The organism is Actinoplanes sp. NPDC051494 (assembly GCF_044454705.1).
Taxonomy (GTDB): domain Bacteria; phylum Actinomycetota; class Actinomycetes; order Mycobacteriales; family Micromonosporaceae; genus Actinoplanes.
In genome coordinates this window covers 967,493-986,244 of sequence record NZ_JBITDZ010000002.1, presented here as the reverse complement: position 1 = coordinate 986,244, position 18,752 = coordinate 967,493, and the positions used below count along the sequence as shown (strand labels likewise).

Sequence of the window (18,752 nt, the reverse complement as noted above, 5' to 3'; positions counted from 1 at the left end):
CTGGAGGTTTCGATGCACCGGTCACCCCGCCGCATTCTCGTCGTCACCATCACCGCACTGGCTCTGCTCGTCTCCCCCACCGCCGCCCGGGCCGCCACACCCACCAAGGCCGAGGTTCTGCTCAGCTGGACTCAGACGTCGGCGACCAGCAGCGCCGCCTGGAACGCGGCCCGGCTCGACCAGGGACAGTGGTCCGGCTACGGCTTCGACTGGTCCACGGACTACTGCTCGTCGAGCCCGGACGAACCGCTCGGCTTCGATTTCACGCTGTCCTGCTGGCATCACGACTTCGGCTACCGCAACTACAAGGACCAGGGCACCTTCGACGCCAACAAGTCCCGCCTCGACAGCATGTTTTACGCCGACCTGAAGCGAAAATGCGCGACGTACGCGAGCGCGATCCGGCCGGCCTGCAACTCGCTGGCGTGGACCTATTACCAGGCGGTCAGCATCTTCGGGTCGATCGAAGCGGTCAACCCGTCGGACGTGGACCGCGCCCGGGCTTTGTCACCCCAGCTCAGCTCATAGTCTGGGCGAACCGGGCGGACCCCTGCTCCAGGTCGGGGTGCTCGACCGCGAGCGCGGTGGCGACCGCACTGGCGAAACCGTTGTCGGCGCCTTCCGCGTAGGCCGCGTCGAACGCCGCATCGCCCAGTGTCCGCCGCAACGCCGCCTGCTGCGCGGCCCAGAAACTGCCGAACTGGGTCGCGCGGCGGGCGCCACGCACGGACTCGGCCCCACCGAACAGGACGGTCGCGGTCGCGGGATCATCCCCCAGGGCACAGCGAACCGCGATCGCGGCGACCGCATCGGCCGCCGCACCCCGGAAGCCGTGCCGCAGCCGGGACCGCAGCGCGACGACCAGGTGGTCGTGCGCGGCGACCAGGTCACCGCGCCGAAGGGCAACCATTCCCAGAAGCCAGTCGACGGTACGACGTCCGCGGTCCTCAGGACGCCCGGCCTCCAGCACCCGCGCCCCACCCAGCATCTCCGCGGCCTCGTCCAGAGCATCACGCCGCCAGAGCAACTCGGCCAGCGTGACGACGACCGGCAGCGCGGCCGAGGCCACCCCGGCCTGCTCCGCCTCGGCGATGACGTCCCGGCAGAGCCGCTCGGCGTCGTCGACCTGGCCCGCTTCGACCAGGTTCAGCCGATGCCCGGCCCGGGCCCTCACCAGCAGGGCCGGGTCGGCGGCCTGACGAGCGGCAACCTCGGCCCGCACCAGGAAACGCGCCCGCTCCTCCCTGTCGGAGGCGAGACCGGCATGAACGAGGTACGCGGAGGCCAGCTCGTGCGCAGTGGCACCTTCCACCAGCTCGGAATACGGCTGACCCGGCTCCCCCCGGGTCTCGTCGGCCGGACGGCTTTCCGCGCCGCGGCGGCTTTCCCCGGCGTCGGCTGGGCGGTTTTCTCCGGTCAGGCGGCCGTACAGGCGATAGAGCAGGGCGCGGCCGCTCCGGGTACCGCCGTGCTCACGCCACCATGGGTCGAGGGCGCCGGCGAGCCGGAGCCCGGCCCGGATGTCGCCCTCGGTCGCCGACCAGCGCAGCGCCTCTTCCCACTCCTTCACGTACGGCGACAGCTCACTCAGCGACACCGTGCGCGGCTGCCCGTCGGTGTCGACGGCGACGCCCTCCAGGACGTGCAGCGACCAGTCGACATGCCGCTCCCGCGCGACCCGCTCCTCCCCCGCGTCCGACAGCCGCCGGGCCGCATAGGAACGCACCTGGTCGGAGAGCCGGTACCGTGGCCCGTTGACCACGTCGACGAACGACCGGTCCGCCAGCTCGGACAACGCCCCGAACGCATCGGCACCGGACCATTCGACGGCCGAAAGCTCGACCGGGGTGGCGAACACGGCCAGCCGTCGAAGCAGAGCGGCGGCCGGGTCGGACAGCGCCCAGTACGACCAGTCCAGGTTCTGGGTCAGGCTGCCATGACGCTCGCGAGCAGCGGCGACGTCACCGCGCGCTGTCCCGCGACCGGCGTCGAGGGCTGCGATCGGGTCGTCCAGCCGGGCCGCGAGCTGGGCCGCCGAGAGCAACCGCAGCCGGTCGGCGGCCAACTCGATCGCCAGCGGGTGCCCGTCCAGCTTCGCCGCCACGTGCGCCAGGTCGTCCGGCTCCGCGTAGGCGCCGGGCCGCCCCCCACGCGCGGTCTCGACCCGGCTGGCCAACAGGGCATAGGCGTCGGCCGGCACCAGTGGCGGCAGCCGCCAGACGAGTTCGCCGGGAACCCCGAGCGGGGCCCGCGACGTAGCCAGCACGTCAAGCCCCGGGCAGGCCGCGAGCAACCGCCGGGCCACCTGCCGCGATTCCCTCAGTCGCAGGTCACAGGTATCAAGGACCACGAGCATCCGCCGATCCCGGCCCCGCTCGACAATCGACTCGATCAACGGCCGGGCGGGCTCGGACCGCACACCCATCGCCGCGGCCAGCGTCCGTTCGATGTCGCCATCAACAAGATCGACGACCCAGACGCCATCCGGGTACGCGGTCAGCGCCTCCCGGGCGGCGACCATCGCCACCCGCGACTTGCCGGATCCCCCGCTCCCCACCACGGTGACGATCCGATGCCGGCCGATGACCTCACGAAGCTCGGCGACCTCGGGCTGACGCCCCACGAACGGGGTGACCTCGGCGGGAATGTTGTGCACCGGAGCCCCGGGGGTGCGGGGCCGGGGGAACGACCGCTCAAGCCCGGGCGCCACGACCTGGAACAACCGCTCGGAGTCGTCGAACCCGCGAAGAACGTGCGGACCAAGATCCAGCAGATCAAGCGCGCGGAGCACATCCTCCCGCCGCGGCACGGCGTCGCTGTCCCCGGGCACAGGCTCCGCGGCCGCTTCCGTGCGTCGGGCCGACAGGAGGTCCGCCGACCACGTGGTCACGGCGAGGGCAGCGGGCTCGGAGCAGAGGATCTGGCCGCCGTGCGCCGCCGACGCCACCCGGGCGGCACGGTGTACCTCGGTGCTGGTGTACTCCCCGGCGCGCGGTGTGGCCCATCCCGTATGGATGCCCATCCGCACTCTCGGGGCCGCATCCGGACTCGGCCAGGGGTGCTCGGCGAGTGCACGTTGTGACGCTACGCATGCGGCGACCGCGTCGGCAGCATCGCGGAAGGCTACGAAAAAGGAGTCACCCTCCGTGAAAAGCTCCACGCCAAAGTGATTACGCAGAGCGGCTCTGACAACGTCTCGATGAGCATTGAGCACGCTGCCGTAGCCCTCGCCGAGCATCCGGGCCAACCGCGTCGAGCCCTCGATGTCGGTGAACACGAAGGTCACCAGCCCACTCGGCAGCTCGGTCCGTCCCGACACGGTAGGAACCTCCGCCCCCTTGGGAAGTCGCGCTTCATGGTGCCGTAGCGCGAACTTTGGACACATCGTAAGAACGGTCGGTAACCATCCACCCACCACGGCCGACCCCGGAAGGGCGACTCGTTGACGAGTCATCGACGCTCACGCACGGCACTACGAGTGACGTAACGACGCGGTTCATATTCGAGTCACGCGGCGGTCGGTCAATTCCGTCGAGCCGAACGTACGGCCCCGCACGGGTCGCTCAGGCGATCTTCTGTGCGACTCCGAAAGGTCACCGGACGATCACCAATAGAGATCGCTCACTGTGGACGGCCGCTGCGTGCCCCAGCCGTTCGCACAACAAGGCACCGGACGCCCGCGCAGACATGCCCCGGACCCGCCGTCGAGTCGACCGCCACCACCAGCACGTCGCGCCCCGACCTCCCGCCGATGGCCAGTCCCAGCCCAGCCCAGCCCGACCCAGCCCACCCCGACCCAGCCCAGCTCGGCCCAGCCCAGCCCAGCTCGACCCAGGCCAGCCCAGCCCAGGCTTGCCCGAACCAGTCCAGCCCAGCCCAGCCCAGCTCGGGTCGGTCCAGCCCAGCCCGACCCAGCCCGGCCCAGCCCAGCCCGGCCCAGCTCGGGTCGGCCCAGCTCGGGTCGGCCCAGCTCGGGTCGGCCCAGCTCGGGTCGGCCCAGCTCGGGTCGGCCCAGCCCAGGCTTGCCCTGCTCGGGTCGACATGGCCCGGCGCGGATCGGCGTGACCCGACCCGGGCCAGTGTGACCCAGTCTGGGCGGCGCGGATCGGCGTGGTCCGACCCGGCGCTCTCCTGCGTGGCCCGACCTGGCACGGCCCGGCGCGAACCGCGCATCGAAAGCGCGCTGCTCCGCGCGGCGGAGGACGACCCGTCTCGATCAGCAGACGGTCATGCGTCCTGTACGGCACCGGGGTGGTCAGCAGCCGCAGGCACCACCGCAGCAGCCACCGCCGCCGGCTCCCGAGGCCCGGGGCGGAGCCGTAGTGCCGCCACCGCTCATGACGGCGACAGTGGAGAGCAGCTTGACCGTGTCGGCATGTCCCTGCGGACATGGCGCCGGAGCGGCGGACTCTGCCATGGGGCGGTTGATTTCGAAGGTGTCGCCGCAGGCGCGGCACCGGAAGTCGTATCGCGGCATCCGCACAGGGTAGGGGCTCGACCCGATGATCCGCTGCAACGCAGTTGCGGGGTTGTTGACCACTGCCATCGAGCGGGATCCATAGTCTGCGGCCGAGCGCACGCCCGGTAGTCTCTTGCGAGTGGTTGACGGGCAGAAAAATCCTTCGCATCTTCCGGCGGCACCGCACCTCGGAGGCCCCCTCGGCAGCTCCGGCGCAGCGCCTGAAGAAGGCGCGGATCCTCGGCCCGGATCGGAGCCGGATCCCAGCGGCATGCCCGAACCCGACCCGCAGCCCGAACCCGACCCGCAGCCCGGAGCCGTGACCCCACCCGCCGCCGACCCCGCCGCCGCCGACCCCGGCCCGGCGAAGAACGGGTCCGGGAAGAACGGGCCCGCGGAGAAAAGGCCCGCGGAAAGCGAATCCAAGGAGAGCCGCACTCCCCAGGTCAAGAACGCCGCGAAGGCCGAAGCAGCGCCAACGGCCGCGGAGTCGAGGCCGGAGCCCGGCGCCAAAGTAGAGACCGGACCACAGCAGGAGACCGGGCCGGAGCAAGAGACCAGGCCACAGCAAGAGACCGGGCCGGGGCAAGAAGCCGGGTCCAAGAAAAAAGCCGGGTCCGAGCAAGAGGACGCGGCGAACCCGACCGCCGAGAGCAAAGCCGGCTCGGTGAAGGACAGCGACCCCGACGGCAAGAAGGCCGCGACACCCGCGTCCGAAAAGCCGGTGCCGAACAAGTACGACGATGGCATGGCCGCTCCTTCGGTCACCGCCCTCGCTCTCAACGCCCGGCGGCCGAAATCGCGGAGCTCCCGAGCGGACGGCCCGGCCTCCCAGGGCGGCGCGGGTCGCGTACTCCGTAAGGCCAGCCCGGTGCGGATCGCGCGGGGGACCGCCGCGTGGGCGAAACGTCCGACCGGCCGATTCGTGCTCCCCGCGGTGGTCGCCGTGCTGTTGCTGGGCGCTGCCGGGACCGCCGGCGCCTACCTGGTGCCCCAGGCCCTGGAAGCCGCACCGGAGCCGAGTGTCACCCCCGGCTTCGGCCAGGACGCTCAGGCACCGCCGGCATCGGCGTCGGCGGGACCGGGGCTCTCCGCTGGCCCGCTGCCCAGCCTGGTCTTGCCGAGCGTCCCGCCGGCACCGACCGCTACCGGTGGGGTTCCCACCACCGGTCCGACGGCGGGTGGGCCTGTCGCCGGCTCGGTCCCCACCACCGCGGTCGTCCCCGGTGCACGGCCGGCGGATGCTTTGGCCGCGTGGGCCCAGCAGGCCGGCACCCTGGCCGGCATCCCGGTCGTCGCGGCCCAGGCATACGGGTACGCGGAGGCGGTACTCCTGCGCACCCAGCCGAACTGCCACCTGACGTGGACCACCATCGCCGCCATCGGGGAGGTCGAGTCGGCGCACGGCAGCACCGGCCAGTCCGTCCTCAACGCGGACGGCAGCATCTCGCCGCCGATCCTCGGTCTGCCGCTCGACGGCAAGGGCGGCCGCCAGCTCATCAGGGACACCGATCAGGGTGTGCTCGACAAGGACACCACGTACGACCGGGCGATCGGACCGATGCAGTTCATCCCACAGACCTGGAACGAGATGGCTGTGGGTAACGCTGTGGACGCGGACAACAACGGCGTCTCGGATCCCAACGACATCGACGACGCGGCCCTCGCGGCGGGTGTCTACCTGTGCAAGGGCGGGCGGGATCTGTCCAGGCCGGACGCCTGGTGGGAGGCGATTCTGTCCTACAACGCGGTCCGCCCGTACGCCCAGAGCGTGTACGACCACGCGAACCGTTATGGCCAGCTGACCGGCGGCTGATCGGCGACCTACAGTGACGGGTCGCGTACATTTGACCGGCTGGCACTTCCCTGAAGGTCGAGATACCGGCAAGCTGTACGGGTGAGGGTGCGTGAATGGGATCCCAGGTCCGCGTCGGACCAGGAGATCCGATCGCTCGTGGAGACGCTGAACGGGGTGCTGGAAGTCGACCTCCCCGACGATCCACCATGGCTCGAGGTCCAGGTCAGGGAATATCTGGCGGAGACGATGCCGGGTGAGCGCCGGATCAGCTGGGTCGCCGAGGACGACCGGCTCCCCGAGGGCGAGAGCAAGGTGTTCGGGCATGTGACGCTGCTGCTGCTCGGCGACGCCGGTGTACTCGAAGTGCTCGTGCACCCCGGGCTGCGCCGCCGGGGCCTCGGTCAGCAGCTGGTCGCGGTCGCCGCACGACGTGCCTATCTCGAAGGTTTCTCCTCGATCAGCGTCGAGGCGATCGGCGGGACCTCGGCGATCGCTTTCTACGAGTCCCTGGGGTTCACGAAAGATTACGTCGAGACCCGCAGCGTGCTGAACCTGTCCAGCGTGGACTGGAGTTCGCTGAGCACCATGGCGGGCGGGATCAGTTCGGGTTACAAGGTGGAATATCACCCGGGTGGCCCGCCGCGCGCGTTGCTCGAGGCATACGCGCAGGCCAAGCTCGAGGCCCAGGACGGCGACGAGAACGATCCGGACAGCCGCCCGAGCTCGCCGGACCCGCAGAGACTGCAGGACAGCCTCGACACGCTGCACCGGCGGGGTCTGAAGCCTTACGTCGTGCTGGCCATCCACGAGGAGACCGGTGAGGTCGCCGGCCTGACCGAGCTGGTCGTTCCGGCCCAGCATCCGGAACGGGCCGATCAGTACGACACCATCGTCGTGCGCAAGCACCGCGGTTACGGCATCGACCGGGCGATCAAGGCCCGCATGCTGTTCGAGCTGCGGACCGCGGAACCCGACCTGCGTCAGGTCCAGACCTGGAACGCCCAGCACAACGAGTCGATGCTGAAGGTGAACGCGGAGCTGGGGTTCCAGTCCGACCGCGACTGGTACGAATACGCCGCCGACGTGGCGCAGCTGGTCCACCGGCTCGAACCGACGAACTGACGCCGGCGCCACGGGGCCGGCGGTTACTTGTTCCGGTTCGACTCTGAGCACCGGCCCAGGATGACCGAAACAGGGGTCCGCCCGCTGCGACCCTGTGGACAGCCGCACATTGTGGATAACCCGATTCGGGGCTCGGCGCCCGGATAGGTTCCATCGCATGACACACGACGTGATGGACACAGCCGGGCCGGCGGCTCAATCCCGCGGTCCCACCTCCGCCGCGGACACGAGGACGGATGACGGTGCGGCAGGCGAGGCGGGGGCGGTTTCGTCCGCCCGTACCGCTGCGATGCCACCGAGGATGAGTGCTCCTCCGACGAGTTGCAGCAGTGTCAGGCCCTCTCCCAGCAGGACCCATGCGAGGAGCGAGGCGAAGACCACCTCCAGCAGCCCGACGAAGGACGCGAGCCGCGAGCCGAGCAACCCCGAACCGGTGATCCCGGCGGCGTATGCGAGCGCCGTGCCGATCAGCCCGACGATGACACCGGGGCGAAGCATCGGATCAGTAGCGGGCGCGGAGCAGCTGGGCCGCTTCCGTGGCCCAGTAGGTGAGCATGATCTGGGCACCCGCGCGCTTGATCGACGTCAGGGTTTCCAGCATGACGCCCTCGCGGTCGATCCAGCCGTTGGCGGCCGCGGCCTCGACCATCGCGTACTCGCCGGAGACCTGGTAGGCGGCGACCGGGACGTCGACCCGTTCGCGGACCGCGGCGACGACGTCGAGGTAGGGCAGCGCCGGCTTGACCATGACCATGTCCGCACCCTCGGCCACGTCGAGGTCGACCTCGCGCAGGGCCTCGCGGATGTTACCGGGGCTCTGCTGGTAGGTGCGGCGGTCGCCCTGCAGGGTGGACTCGACGGCCTCGCGGAACGGGCCGTAGAAGGCGCCCGCGTACTTCACCGCGTAGGCGAGGACAGCGGTGTCCTGGTGACCGGCCGCGTCGAGGGCCCGGCGGATCACGCCGACCTGGCCGTCCATCATGCCCGAGGGGCCCACGACATGGGCGCCCGCCTCGGACTGTGCGACGCCCATCTTGGCGTACAGCTCCAGTGTGGCGTCGTTGTCGACCGAACCGTCGGCGGCGAGCACACCGCAGTGGCCGTGGGAGGTGAACTCGTCGAGGCAGAGATCGCTCATGACGACCGTGGCGTCGCCCACCTCGGCCACCACGTCGCGGATCGCCACGTTCAGGATGCCGTCCGGGTCGATGCCGCCCGAGCCGGTTTCGTCCTTGTTCTCGTTGCTCGGCACGCCGAACAGCATCAACCCGCCGACACCGGCCCGGACCGCCTCGTGGGCGGCCTTGCGCAGCGACTCGCGCGAGTGCTGGACCACGCCCGGCAGGGACGAGATCGGCCGGGGATCGGTGAGGCCCTCCTTGACGAAGAGCGGAAGCACCAGCTCGGCGGGCGAGACGCGGGTCTCCGCCACCAGGCGGCGGATGGCGGACGTGCGCCGGAGCCGGCGCGGGCGAATGTCGGGGTACGACATGCTCACTCCCTCAGCCAGGTCGGCCGCACGGGCCGGCGAAGCACCAGAACCGGCCCGCACAGGGCCGGCGGAACAGTAGAAACAGCAACACCGGCCAACAGGAGAGTGGCCGGTGTTGATCCCGGGCCGCCGGTGAGGGCGGCCCGGGTCAGCGGATCAGCGGAAGCGCAGGGCGGTGGGGCCCTGGACCTTGGAACCGCGGCGCTGCTTGGCCGGCATCGCCGCGAGCTTCTCGCGGAGCTCGACCGCGTAGCCGGCCAGAGCCTCGACGAGGTCGGGGACCGAGGCGTGCTGCGGCTGGACGTCGACGCGGAGGCCGAACTCGGTGGCTGTCTCCGCCGTCTTCGGGCCGATGACCGCTACGACCGTGCGGGCGTGCGGCTTGCCCGCGATGCCGACGAGGTTGCGGACCGTGGAGGACGACGTGAACAGGACCGCGTCGAAACCGCCCGACTTGATGGCGTCGCGGATGTCGGCCGGCGGCGGGGCGGCCCGGACGGTGCGGTAGGCCGTGACGTCGTCGACCTCCCAGCCTCGCTCGATGAGGCCCGCGGCCAGGGTTTCCGTGGCGATGTCGGCGCGGGGCAGCAGGACCCGGCCGACCGGGTCGAGGATCTCGTCGTGCGGGGAGAACTCCGCGAGCAGGCCCTCGCTGGACTGGTCGTCCGCGGGGATCAGCTCGGGCTGGATGCCGAACGCGCGGACCGCGTCGGCGGTGGCCTCACCGATGCAGGCGATCTTGACACCGCCGAAGTGGCGGGCGTCGAGGCCGTGCTCGGCGAACTTCTCCCAGACCGCGCGGACCGCGTTGACCGAGGTGAAGACCACCCAGGCGTAGCGGCCGTCGACGAGGCCCTTGACCGCCCGTTCCATCTGGGCGGGGGTGCGCGGGGGCTCCACGGCGATGGTGGGGACCTCGCACGGGATCGCACCGTAGGCGCGCAGGCGGGCACTCATCGCGCCGGCCTGCTCCTTGGTGCGGGGGACGAGGACCTTCCAGCCGTACAGCGGGCGGTTCTCCCACCAGCTGAGCTTGTCGCGCTCGGCCACGTCCGCGCCGACCGTGAGGACTACGCGGCCGGTGAAGCCGAGGGCAGCCGCCACGAAGCTGTCGACCGTCGAGGTGGTCGTGTACTGGGTCTCGCCGGTGCCGTCGCCGGTCACGCCGACCGGGGTGCCCGGCTCGACGCCGGAGGCGAGGAGGCCGTCGCGGACCGCGGCGAGGTCACCCGCGTCGACCGCCACCGCGAAGGAGCCCTTGAGGGCGGCCGCGGCGAGGGCGTCGAAGTCGAGGGAGGAGACGTCGTCGACGTCCGCGGTCGTGCGGACGGCCGGCAGCGGGACGCCCGCGTACGTGGCGACACCCTCCGCCTGGCCGAGGCCGGGGACGACCTCGAAGTGCACGGCGGTGCGGGCCACGGCCTGCACCTCGTGGACCACGGACTCGTGTCCGAAGGGGTCGCCGGCGACGAGGTGGACGGCGGACAGGCCCGACTTCGCAGCCGAGAGCAGCACCTTGGCCACGTCGCCGGGTGCGCCCTCGGCCGGGCTGAACTGGGTGTCGTCCTTGGCCTCCGCGCGGATCGCCGTGAGCAGCGATTCGGGGACGCCCCGGTCGTACACGACCTGGTCAGCTTCGGCGAGGGTGTCGTGGGCCCGGCGCGTCAGCAGCCCCGGGTCGCCGGGTCCGGCGCCGACGAACGCGATGCGTCCGGCGCGGTTGCGGGCGGTACGGGTGGTCATTCTGTGCTCCCCATCAGGGTGTCGGCGCCGGCCTCGAGGAGATCGGCGGCGAGCGCCTTGCCGATCTCCGCCGCGCCGGCGGGCGTACCGGTGCGCGACAGCCGGACAGCTCGGGCCCCATCCGGGCTGATCACCGCACCGCGCAGGTAGATCTCGTCGCCGTGCTCGCCTTCGGCGAGCTCGGCATGTGCCGCGACCGGGGCGGAGCATCCGGCCTCGAGCGTGGCGAGCATCGCCCGTTCCGCCGTAACGGTGGAACGGGACGGTGCATGGTCGAGTGCCCCCAGCAGCTCGACCAGGTCTGCGTCGCCGGACCGGCACTCGACCGCCAGCGCACCCTGGGCAGGGGCGGGCAGCATGAGCATCGGATCCAGCGTCTCCGTGATCTCGGCGGTCCTGCCGAGACGCACCAAGCCGGCCCGCGCCAGGACAACCGCGTCGAGGTCGGCCTCGGGGCCGAGAACCCTCGCGATACGGCTGTCGATATTGCCGCGGATCGGCGTGACCTGCAACTGTAGGCCCAAAGCGTGCAGTTGCGCGATTCGGCGCACCGCGCCCGTACCGATGACCGACCGGGGAGCGAGCTCCGCGAGGGTCTGGCCGTCCCGGGCGATCAACGCGTCGCGTGGATCTTCCCGCTGGGGCACTGCGGCGATGTGCAGACTGGGGTGCTGCGCGGTGGGCAGGTCTTTGTACGAGTGGACCGCGAAGTCGATCTCGTTGTTGATCAGGGCGTCGCGCAGCGCGGAGACGAACACGCCGACGCCGAGCGTGGCCACCGGGGCAGCCGAGCGGTCACCGGCGGTGACGATCCGGACCAGCTCGACCGGGACGCCGGTGCGGGCGGTCACGTCGTCGGCGACCATCTGGCTCTGGGCCAGGGCGAGTTTGCTGCCACGGGTGCCGAGGCGCAGCGGGGTGGTCACGCTTTCCCTCCGATCTGGGGCACGGCGTCGGCCTGGGTGGCGTGCGGGACGTCGAGGTCGAACAACTCCCGCAACAGGGCCGCATACTGGTCGCCGCCGGGCTCCGCCGCAAGTTGCCGGACCCGGACGGTCGGCGAGTGCAGCAGTTGCTGGACGACCCGGTGCAGGGTGCGGGCGACGTCGGAGCGTTGCTCGTCGGTGAACTCCGGCCGGCGCGACGAGAGCTTGCGCAGCTCGGCGGTGACGACGTCCTCGGCGCGGGTGCGCAGGGCGGCGACGGTGGGGGCGATCTCGGTCCCGCGCAGCCACCCGAGGAAGTGGTCCACCTCGGAAGACACGATCTGCTCGACCGCCGCGGTCTCGGCTGCGGCGGGCAGTGCGCGGCGGCTCGCGGCGAGCCCGTCGATGTCGATGACGGTCACGTTCGGCAGCTCGGCGACGCCCGGCGCGACGTCGCGCGGCATGGCCAGGTCGAGCACGACAAGCGGCCGGGAACGGCCGGCGAGGCGTTCCGCGGTGAGCACCGGCACGGTCGACGCTGTGGCGCAAACCACGAGGTCGGCGTCGGCCAGTGCCTCGTCGAGGGAGTCGAACGACACCGCCGTGGCGCCGTAGGCCTCGGCGAGGCGGGCGGCCCGGTCGGCGCCGCGGTTGGTGATCCGCAGGGGTCCGACGCCGGAGCGGGTGAGGGTCGCGACGGACAGCGCGCCCATGGCGCCGGCGCCGATCACGAGGCCCTTGCGCCCGGTCAGGTCGCCGCCGAACGCGTCGGCGGCGACGTCCAGGGCGGCGGTGACCACGCTCTGCCCGGCCCGGTCGATGCCGGTCTCGGAGTGGGCCCGCTTGCCGACCCGCAGCGTCTGCTGCATCAGCTCGTGCAGGAGGCGGCCGGCGGCGTCGGACTCGGTCGCCACGTGGTAGGCGTCACGCAGCTGGCCGAGGATCTGGGACTCGCCGACGACCATCGAGTCGAGCCCGGAGGAGACCCGGAACGAGTGCTGGACGGCCGCCTCGTCGTAGTGCACGTAGAGGTGGGCGGCGAGCTCGTTGGCCCCGATGCCGGATTCCTCGGCGAGCACGTTGCAGATGTCGCCGAGGCCGCCGTGGAAGCCGGTGACGGCCGCGTAGACCTCGACCCGGTTGCAGGTCGACAGGACCACGGCCTCGCCGACGTACGGCTGGGCGACGAGCTTGCGCAGGAGTGCGGGGATGTCCGGTGCGGCGATGGTGAGGCGTTCGAGGGTGCCGACCCCGGCGGTCTTGTACGACGCGCCGACGCTGAGCAGATTCACGACCCGACCGCCTCCTGGTTACCGTCCTCGCCGTGCACACGCCCGCCGGGAAGAGCGGTCAGCGAGGCTTTGCGGTGCTCGTGGAACGAAAGAATCTGCAGCTCGATGGCGAGGTCCACCTTGCGGACGTCGACACCGGGCGGCACCGACAACACGCAGGGGGCGAAGTTAAGGATGCTGGTGACCCCCGCGGCCACCAGATCGTCCGCGACGCCCTGAGCGGCGTTGGGCGGGGTCGAGATGACCCCGATGGTGATGCCCTCGTCGACGACCGCGCGGCGCAGCTCACCGACGTGCCGCACGGTCAGCCCGTTGATCGCCTTGCCGACCTGCTCGAGATCGGCGTCGAAGAGAGCGACTATGCGGAAGCCGCGGCTCGCGAAGCCCGCGTAGCCGGCCAGGGCGTGCCCGAGGTTGCCGACGCCGACGAGCGCGACGGCCCGGCGCTGGTCGAGGCCGAGGATGTACTCGATCTGGTCGATCAGCAGGGTGACGTCGTAGCCGACGCCACGGGTGCCGTACGACCCGAGGTGCGAGAGGTCTTTGCGGAGTTTGGCCGAGTTGACGCCCGCCGCGGCCGCGAGGCCTTCGCTGGAGATCGTGTCGGAACCGGCCTCGGCGAGGTTGTGCAGGGCGCGCAGGTATTCCGGCAGTCGCGCGATCGTCGCTTCGGGAAGGTCCGGGAAGGCGGGGTCAGCCCCGGCCGACCCAGCGCCGGCTTTGCCGGGCGTGTTTCCATGACGCTGCTGACTCATCTGACTCCGTGCCGACAAGGTTGTGAACCTGCGGTGAGCCCTCTGTGGCCTTGATTGACCGGCTGTGGTAGCGGGGCTCGTCGGAGTCACAGAGTAGGCGCTTGTGAAGGCGTGCACAAATCGCGATCTTGATAGCGGAACTGGACAAAGATCGACTACGCGTGCTACCCGCGCGCCGATCACCGTCCGAGTATTACCGCTTCCGGGTCATTGCCGCCAACAACGTCGCCATCCCGACGACGAGTATCACAGCGCCTTGGCGAGGGACACCGCTTCCACGAGACTGTCGGCCACCGGGATGCCCGAGGCCCGCAACCGGACCGGGTCGGTGAATCCGCCGGTGTACAACACGGCACCCGCGCCGACCGACGCCGCGGCATCAGCGTCGTCGATGGAGTCGCCGATCAGCACGCACTGGTCGCCGGGGATCCCCAGCTGCGCCAGGTGCCGCTCGAGATGGGCGGCCTTGAACCCGCCGTCGACCTCGGTGGGGCGCCCGTCGATGCGGGCGAAGACGCCGGACAGCCCCCGGGACGCGACCGCCGGGATCAGCTCGTCGTGGAACCACATGGACAGCAGCGACTGGGTGCCGGACCACGCCTTGATCGCGGCTTCCGCGTCGGCGACCAGCGGAATCGTGGTCAGCCCCAGCCGGTAGGCCTCGTGGAAGATCCGGTCGAGGCGCTCGAACTCCTCCTCGGAGATCGCCCGCTCGAGGATCTCGGCGTAGAACTCGGCGACCGGGCGCCGGAACCGCGATCGATGCTCGTCGGCGTCCACGAGCCGGCCACCGACCGCCGTGAACGTCTGATTGGTCGATGCGACGACGAGCGAGAGGTCGTCGAGCAGGGTGCCGTTCCAGTCCCAGACAAGATGATTGCGAGCCACCGCGAGAGATTACAGCCGCGGGGCACCCGGCGGCCGGGCAATATCGCGAAGAAGGCGTTCCTCCTCGACGCGCCAGTAGCCGTGCTCCTTGCCGTCGAGGATCACCACCGGCACCCGGTCGCCGTAGTCACGCTCCAACTCGACCGATCCGGCCACCTCGACCCGGGTCCAGTCCCCGGGCGCGATCCGGTCGAGCACCCCCTCGGCCACCTCGCAGAGATGGCAGCCGTCCCGGCTGATCAGAGTCAGACGAGTCACCGCAGTGCTCCCTTCCGTACCTTGCCGATGGCGGAGTGCGGCAGTTCGCCGACCAGTTCGATGCCTTTCGGCAACTTGAAGCGGGCCAGCCGCGATTCCAGGAAAACCTGCAGCTCAGCCAGGGTGGGGGCGGGATCGGCGGCGGGCACCACATACGCGTACGGCGCCTGTCCCGTCCGGTCGTCGGCGACCGCGATCACCGCCGCCTCGGCCACCCCGGGATGGGCGTCGAGAACGCGCTCCACCTCGGCCGGATAGACGTTGAAGCCGTTGACCAGGATCAGCTCGCCGATCCGGTCGACCAGCACGAGGTCGCCGCCCGCGTCCGCGTACGCGATGTCACCGGTGGCCCACCAACCGTCGGCGTCCGGGCCCTCGGCGCCGTCGGGCCAGTAACCGGAGAAGAGATTGTCGCCACGCACCACGATCTCGCCCGGGTCGGTGCCGGCCGAGCCGAGGTCGAACTCCAGGTCGTCGTCGTCCGGGCCGGGTGCCGCCGCCCCGTCCCGCCACAGGTCCACCCCGTTCGCCGAGCGCAGCAGCAGGGACACCCCGGGTAACGGACGGCCGATCGACCCCACCTTCGCGCGGTCGCTGACGGCGGTGGTGGTCAGCACCGGTGCCGCTTCGGTCAGGCCGTACCCGATCATGACGCTCTTGCCGGTCGCGGCGGTGAAGCGCGCCGCGACGGCCGGGTCCAACGGCGCCGCGCCGCACACCGCGGTGCGCACACCGCTCAGATCGATATCGGGCACGAGGGACCACGCCGCATACATGGACGGGACACCGATCACGGCTGTGACCTGGTGTTCAACGACAAGGGCGGCCGACGCCACCGGTTCGAAACGATCGACCAGCACCCCGCACGCGCCGTGGTGGGCCACCTCGCCGAGGCCGGTGTTGAGCCCGTAGGCGTGGAAGAACGGAATGGCGAGCAGCACCACGTCGTCGGCGCCGAGCACCGGTGGGTCGATGCGGGCCAGTTGCTCGTTGTTGGCGGTCAACGCACGGTGGGTCAACATGGCACCCTTCGGCCGCCCGCTCGTCCCCGACGTGTAGAGCAGGACCGCGAGGTCGGTGGCGGCCGGGCCGGGCGTCGCGAGCGGCGGTCCGCCTTCCGCGAGAGAAGCCGCCGGTACGGACGAGAGCCCGGTCGCACGTGCCGCGTCACCGGTCGACACGAGGCACGCCGCACCGCTGTCGGCCAGCGCGAAATCGAGCTCGTCGGACACGTACCCGGGATTGAGCGGCACCGACACCCGCCCGGCGCGGAGCGTGCCGTAGTGGGCGGCGACGAAGTCGACGGTGTTGCCCAGCACGATCGCCACCCGGTCACCGGGCTCGGTGCGCGCGGCAAGGAACCGGGCCGCGCGTTCGACCAGGTCGTCCACCTCGGCCCAGGTGAGCACCGTGTCACCGGCGACGAGGGCGGGACTGTCCGGGCGGCGGAGGGCGGCGGCGCGTACCGGATCGGGCGCCGGCCCGGAGGTGAGGTCTCCCACGAGGCCCGAGTCTGGCACACGGTGGATCAGACACAAGGGCGGGCGCAGAGTGTCCAGCATCGTGACATAAGCACCACCTGTGGCGTCTGAGCCACTTCATACCAATTTGGGGCGACGCACACACTGTGCGACTTGTTGTGTACAGATTCCGCAATACTTCGCGACTGTGTAACGGATTCCACTTCCGTGGGTGAGGTCGGCCTGCCAGTCAGGACCGCTTCACCCCTTTTTGTGAACCGGACTTTGTGAACTGGACCGCCTTTTTCGGTCACCCCTCAGCAACGGCCCGCCGGGTCAAGGAGGCGCAGTGAGTCATGTGTACGCCGGCGATCCGTTCAGCCGTGAGCTCTTCGCGGCGCAACCGAACGTCCCGGACGGTCTGAGCGCGCTCCGGGAAGGTGTCGCCAACGCCATCCGCGGCGACGGGCCCAAGCGGACCCGGAACCGGCCGCACATCAACGAGTCCCCCGGCCGGCATCTGCCCGGCACCGGGAACTCCAAGGGCGGGCGCATCGCCGCCCCCGGCCGGCCCGCGACACCGCAGCAACCCGGGCCGGAACGCCAGCCGGCCGCCCCCGTGGGCGAGCAGACCGTCGTCCTGCCGACCCAGAGCACCACCGGCCCGCCCAGCGAGTCGGAACCACCGAAATACCCGGCCCGGCCCGACCCGGGCGACGCGGCCGCCGAGGTATGGGCCCTGGTCGAGCGCGCCCAGGCCGGCGAGTCCGCCGCCTTCGGCCTGATCTACGACCGGTACGTCGACACCGTCTTCCGGTTCGTCTACTTCCGGGTCGGCAACCGCCAGCTCGCCGAGGACCTCACCTCCGACACGTTCCTGCGTGCGCTCAAGCGCATCGGCAGCTTCACGTGGCAGGGCCGCGACCTCGGCGCGTGGCTGGTCACCATCGCCCGGAACCTGGTCGCCGACCACTTCAAGTCGGGCCGGTACCGCCTCGAGGTGACCACCGGCGACGTCCTCGACGCCGACCGGGAGGATCGCGGACCCGAGGGCAGCCCGGAGGCCGCCGTCGTCGACCACATCACCAACGTCGCACTGCTCACCGCGGTCAAACAACTCAACCCCGAGCAGCAGGAGTGCATCGTGCTGCGCTTCCTGCAGGGCTTCTCGGTGGCCGAGACCGCACAGACGATGGGCAAGAACGAGGGTGCCATCAAGGCGCTGCAGTACCGGGCGGTCCGAGCACTCGCCCGGCTGCTGCCCGAAGGGTTCCAGTGGTGACGGCGATTCATCGGATGTCGATCTCCACCGCCCCGGAAAGCACTCCGGTGACCCTCCTCGCACCCGTAACCGCGCCGGACCCTCGAGCGTTTGTCCGGGTGCGACCCGTGGTGGACCGACGGTCCGCCAGTTCTGTCGCGCCCGCCGGCACCGTCGCCGCCGGGTCAGTCACGAGCGAAGGGAGGTGCACCCGGTGAAGTTCGACTTCCTCGATCGCCGGAGCGCCGAGCGCTTCGCGGAGCTTCTCGACGAGACCAGAGCGGATCGCCGCCACCACACCCGGGGCCAGGCTGACGAGCACCTCGCCGAACTGGTCGCCATCGGGCACAGCCTCTCCGCGGCACGACCCGGGGCCCAGGTGGACCCGGAGTTCCGGATGGGCCTGCGCGCCATGCTGGTCGCCACCGCCGAACGGGACGGGATCGGGGCGACCGCCTCGGCCCCCGGCACCGAACGGGAGGCCGGCGCGTCCGCCGGGCAACTGCTGGGCCGGACCGGCCGGCGGATCCGGGCCCGCGGCGCGATCGTCATCGGGGTCGCCGCCGGTGCGATGGCGGTCTCCGGCATCTCCGCCGCCAGCGAGAACGCCTCCCCGGGCGACGCCCTCTACCACGTCAAACTCTCCACCGAGCGGGCCCAGCTGGCCATGGCCGGCTCGGACATCACCCGGGGGCAACTGTCGCTGACCTTCGCCCGGAACCGCCTCGCCGAGGCCACCATGATGGACGGCGGCAACGCCAAGTTCGGTGGCGCGCTGGACGACATGGATGCCGACACCAGGCAGGGTGTCCGGCTGCTCATCTCGTCCGCGGTCACCCGCGCGGACCCCGCCGGCCTGAACCCGATCGACACGTTCGTCGACAGCCAGCTCGGGCTGCTGACCCCGGCCCTGGAACGACTCGACCAGGGCAACCGGGAACGGGCCCTGCGCTCGATGAGCCTGCTCGACACCGTCAGCGAGCGCGCGGACAGCATCCGCGACGGATTGGCCTGCGACGCCAACCTCGACAAGGACGGTCCGGACGCACTCGGGCCGCGCATGGAACCGTGCCGGACCGGCTCGGGGTCCAACTCGGAGCAGGGCGGCCGCCATCAGGGCGCGTCCTCGAACGGCGGCGACAAGCCCGACAGTGGCAAGAGCGACGACAGCCCCGAGACGGCGACAAAGACGCCGGCCACCGACGCCCCGACGGCCGAGCCGGACCCGACCGCCACCACCGATGACACCGACCGCACCGGACAGGGCTCGACGGTCACGTCGACGACGAGTCCCGCCG

Annotated in this window: 15 protein-coding genes and 1 pseudogene; 5 read left to right on the top strand and 11 right to left on the bottom strand. The window is 71.0% G+C overall.

Going from position 1 to position 18,752, the window contains the following annotated elements; translation table 11 throughout:
* The first annotated feature begins 12 nt into the window (after positions 1 to 12).
* Positions 13 to 528 carry a phospholipase gene (locus ACIA6A_RS11165; RefSeq protein ID WP_396097354.1) on the top strand — a complete coding sequence of 172 codons (516 nt, stop codon included), beginning with the start codon at positions 13 to 15 and terminating at the stop codon, positions 526 to 528.
* Here ACIA6A_RS11165 and ACIA6A_RS11160 read toward each other — a convergent pair.
* Together ACIA6A_RS11160 and ACIA6A_RS11155 are read right to left on the bottom strand one after the other, a co-directional pair.
* Positions 518 to 3,277: an adenylate/guanylate cyclase domain-containing protein gene (locus ACIA6A_RS11160; protein ID WP_396097640.1), complete on the bottom strand. Its 2,760-nt coding sequence runs from the start codon at positions 3,275 to 3,277 to the stop codon at positions 518 to 520. The two genes, ACIA6A_RS11165 and ACIA6A_RS11160, sit on opposite strands and share 11 nt — an antisense overlap.
* 978 nt (positions 3,278 to 4,255) lie before the next feature.
* Complete coding sequence (locus ACIA6A_RS11155; protein ID WP_396097639.1) at positions 4,256 to 4,477, bottom strand: zinc ribbon domain-containing protein; 222 nt, start codon at positions 4,475 to 4,477, stop codon at positions 4,256 to 4,258.
* Positions 4,478 to 4,730: 253 nt separating this feature from the next.
* Between ACIA6A_RS11155 and ACIA6A_RS11150 the strand changes: the two genes are divergently transcribed.
* On the top strand, positions 4,731 to 6,275 hold the full coding sequence (locus tag ACIA6A_RS11150; RefSeq protein WP_396097353.1) for a murein transglycosylase: 1,545 nt from the start codon (positions 4,731 to 4,733) through the stop codon (positions 6,273 to 6,275).
* 81 nt (positions 6,276 to 6,356) lie between these two features.
* The gene (locus tag ACIA6A_RS11145; RefSeq protein ID WP_396097352.1) at positions 6,357 to 7,379 is read left to right on the top strand and encodes a GNAT family N-acetyltransferase; all 1,023 of its coding nucleotides are present in this window, start codon (positions 6,357 to 6,359) and stop codon (positions 7,377 to 7,379) included.
* Between the two features lie 195 nt (positions 7,380 to 7,574).
* Here ACIA6A_RS11145 and ACIA6A_RS11140 read toward each other — a convergent pair whose 3' ends face one another.
* The 9 genes from ACIA6A_RS11140 to ACIA6A_RS11100 form a co-directional block, all read right to left on the bottom strand.
* Positions 7,575 to 7,877, bottom strand: a complete 303-nt coding sequence (locus tag ACIA6A_RS11140) for an EamA family transporter (RefSeq protein WP_396097351.1) — start codon at positions 7,875 to 7,877, stop codon at positions 7,575 to 7,577.
* 4 nt (positions 7,878 to 7,881) lie between these two features.
* Positions 7,882 to 8,871, bottom strand: coding sequence for a porphobilinogen synthase (hemB, locus tag ACIA6A_RS11135; protein ID WP_396097350.1), 990 nt, complete (start codon positions 8,869 to 8,871; stop codon positions 7,882 to 7,884).
* Between the two features lie 156 nt (positions 8,872 to 9,027).
* The gene (locus tag ACIA6A_RS11130; RefSeq protein ID WP_396097349.1) at positions 9,028 to 10,614 is read right to left on the bottom strand and encodes a uroporphyrinogen-III synthase; all 1,587 of its coding nucleotides are present in this window, start codon (positions 10,612 to 10,614) and stop codon (positions 9,028 to 9,030) included.
* Positions 10,611 to 11,540, bottom strand: coding sequence for a hydroxymethylbilane synthase (gene hemC / locus ACIA6A_RS11125; protein ID WP_396097348.1), 930 nt, complete (start codon positions 11,538 to 11,540; stop codon positions 10,611 to 10,613). Before hemC ends, ACIA6A_RS11130 begins: the two co-directional genes overlap by 4 nt.
* Positions 11,537 to 12,832, bottom strand: coding sequence for a glutamyl-tRNA reductase (locus ACIA6A_RS11120; protein ID WP_396097347.1), 1,296 nt, complete (start codon positions 12,830 to 12,832; stop codon positions 11,537 to 11,539). The genes hemC and ACIA6A_RS11120 overlap by 4 nt, the downstream gene beginning before the upstream one ends.
* Positions 12,829 to 13,587 carry a redox-sensing transcriptional repressor Rex gene (locus ACIA6A_RS11115; protein ID WP_396097346.1) on the bottom strand — a complete coding sequence of 253 codons (759 nt, stop codon included), beginning with the start codon at positions 13,585 to 13,587 and terminating at the stop codon, positions 12,829 to 12,831. Before ACIA6A_RS11115 ends, ACIA6A_RS11120 begins: the two co-directional genes overlap by 4 nt.
* Positions 13,588 to 13,833: 246 nt before the next feature.
* Positions 13,834 to 14,475: an HAD family hydrolase gene (locus tag ACIA6A_RS11110; protein WP_396097345.1), complete on the bottom strand. Its 642-nt coding sequence runs from the start codon at positions 14,473 to 14,475 to the stop codon at positions 13,834 to 13,836.
* Positions 14,476 to 14,484: 9 nt separating this feature from the next.
* On the bottom strand, positions 14,485 to 14,733 hold the full coding sequence (locus ACIA6A_RS11105) for a glutaredoxin family protein (RefSeq protein WP_396097344.1): 249 nt from the start codon (positions 14,731 to 14,733) through the stop codon (positions 14,485 to 14,487).
* Positions 14,730 to 16,235, bottom strand: coding sequence for an AMP-binding protein (locus ACIA6A_RS11100; RefSeq protein WP_396097343.1), 1,506 nt, complete (start codon positions 16,233 to 16,235; stop codon positions 14,730 to 14,732). The genes ACIA6A_RS11105 and ACIA6A_RS11100 overlap by 4 nt, the downstream gene beginning before the upstream one ends.
* A 307-nt stretch (positions 16,236 to 16,542) precedes the next feature.
* Between ACIA6A_RS11100 and ACIA6A_RS11095 the strand changes: the two genes are divergently transcribed.
* Both ACIA6A_RS11095 and ACIA6A_RS11090 read left to right on the top strand, forming a co-directional pair.
* Positions 16,543 to 17,475, top strand: coding sequence for an ECF subfamily RNA polymerase sigma factor, BldN family (locus tag ACIA6A_RS11095; RefSeq protein WP_396097342.1), 933 nt, complete (start codon positions 16,543 to 16,545; stop codon positions 17,473 to 17,475).
* A gap of 193 nt (positions 17,476 to 17,668) precedes the next feature.
* Positions 17,669 to 18,526, top strand: a pseudogene (locus tag ACIA6A_RS11090) (DUF5667 domain-containing protein); the annotation flags it as partial.
* Positions 18,527 to 18,752: the final 226 nt, after the last annotated feature.

Bases quoted from the DNA above. Each gene is read 5' to 3' on its own strand.
- ACIA6A_RS11165 (WP_396097354.1), top strand. From the start codon at position 13: ATGCACCGGTCACCCCGCCGCATTCTCGTCGTCACCATCACCGCACTG.
- ACIA6A_RS11155 (WP_396097639.1), bottom strand. From the start codon at position 4,477: ATGCCGCGATACGACTTCCGGTGCCGCGCCTGCGGCGACACCTTCGAA.
- ACIA6A_RS11150 (WP_396097353.1), top strand. From the start codon at position 4,731: ATGCCCGAACCCGACCCGCAGCCCGAACCCGACCCGCAGCCCGGAGCC.
- ACIA6A_RS11140 (WP_396097351.1), bottom strand. From the start codon at position 7,877: ATGCTTCGCCCCGGTGTCATCGTCGGGCTGATCGGCACGGCGCTCGCA.
- hemB (WP_396097350.1), bottom strand. From the start codon at position 8,871: ATGTCGTACCCCGACATTCGCCCGCGCCGGCTCCGGCGCACGTCCGCC.
- ACIA6A_RS11130 (WP_396097349.1), bottom strand. From the start codon at position 10,614: ATGACCACCCGTACCGCCCGCAACCGCGCCGGACGCATCGCGTTCGTC.
- ACIA6A_RS11115 (WP_396097346.1), bottom strand. From the start codon at position 13,587: ATGAGTCAGCAGCGTCATGGAAACACGCCCGGCAAAGCCGGCGCTGGG.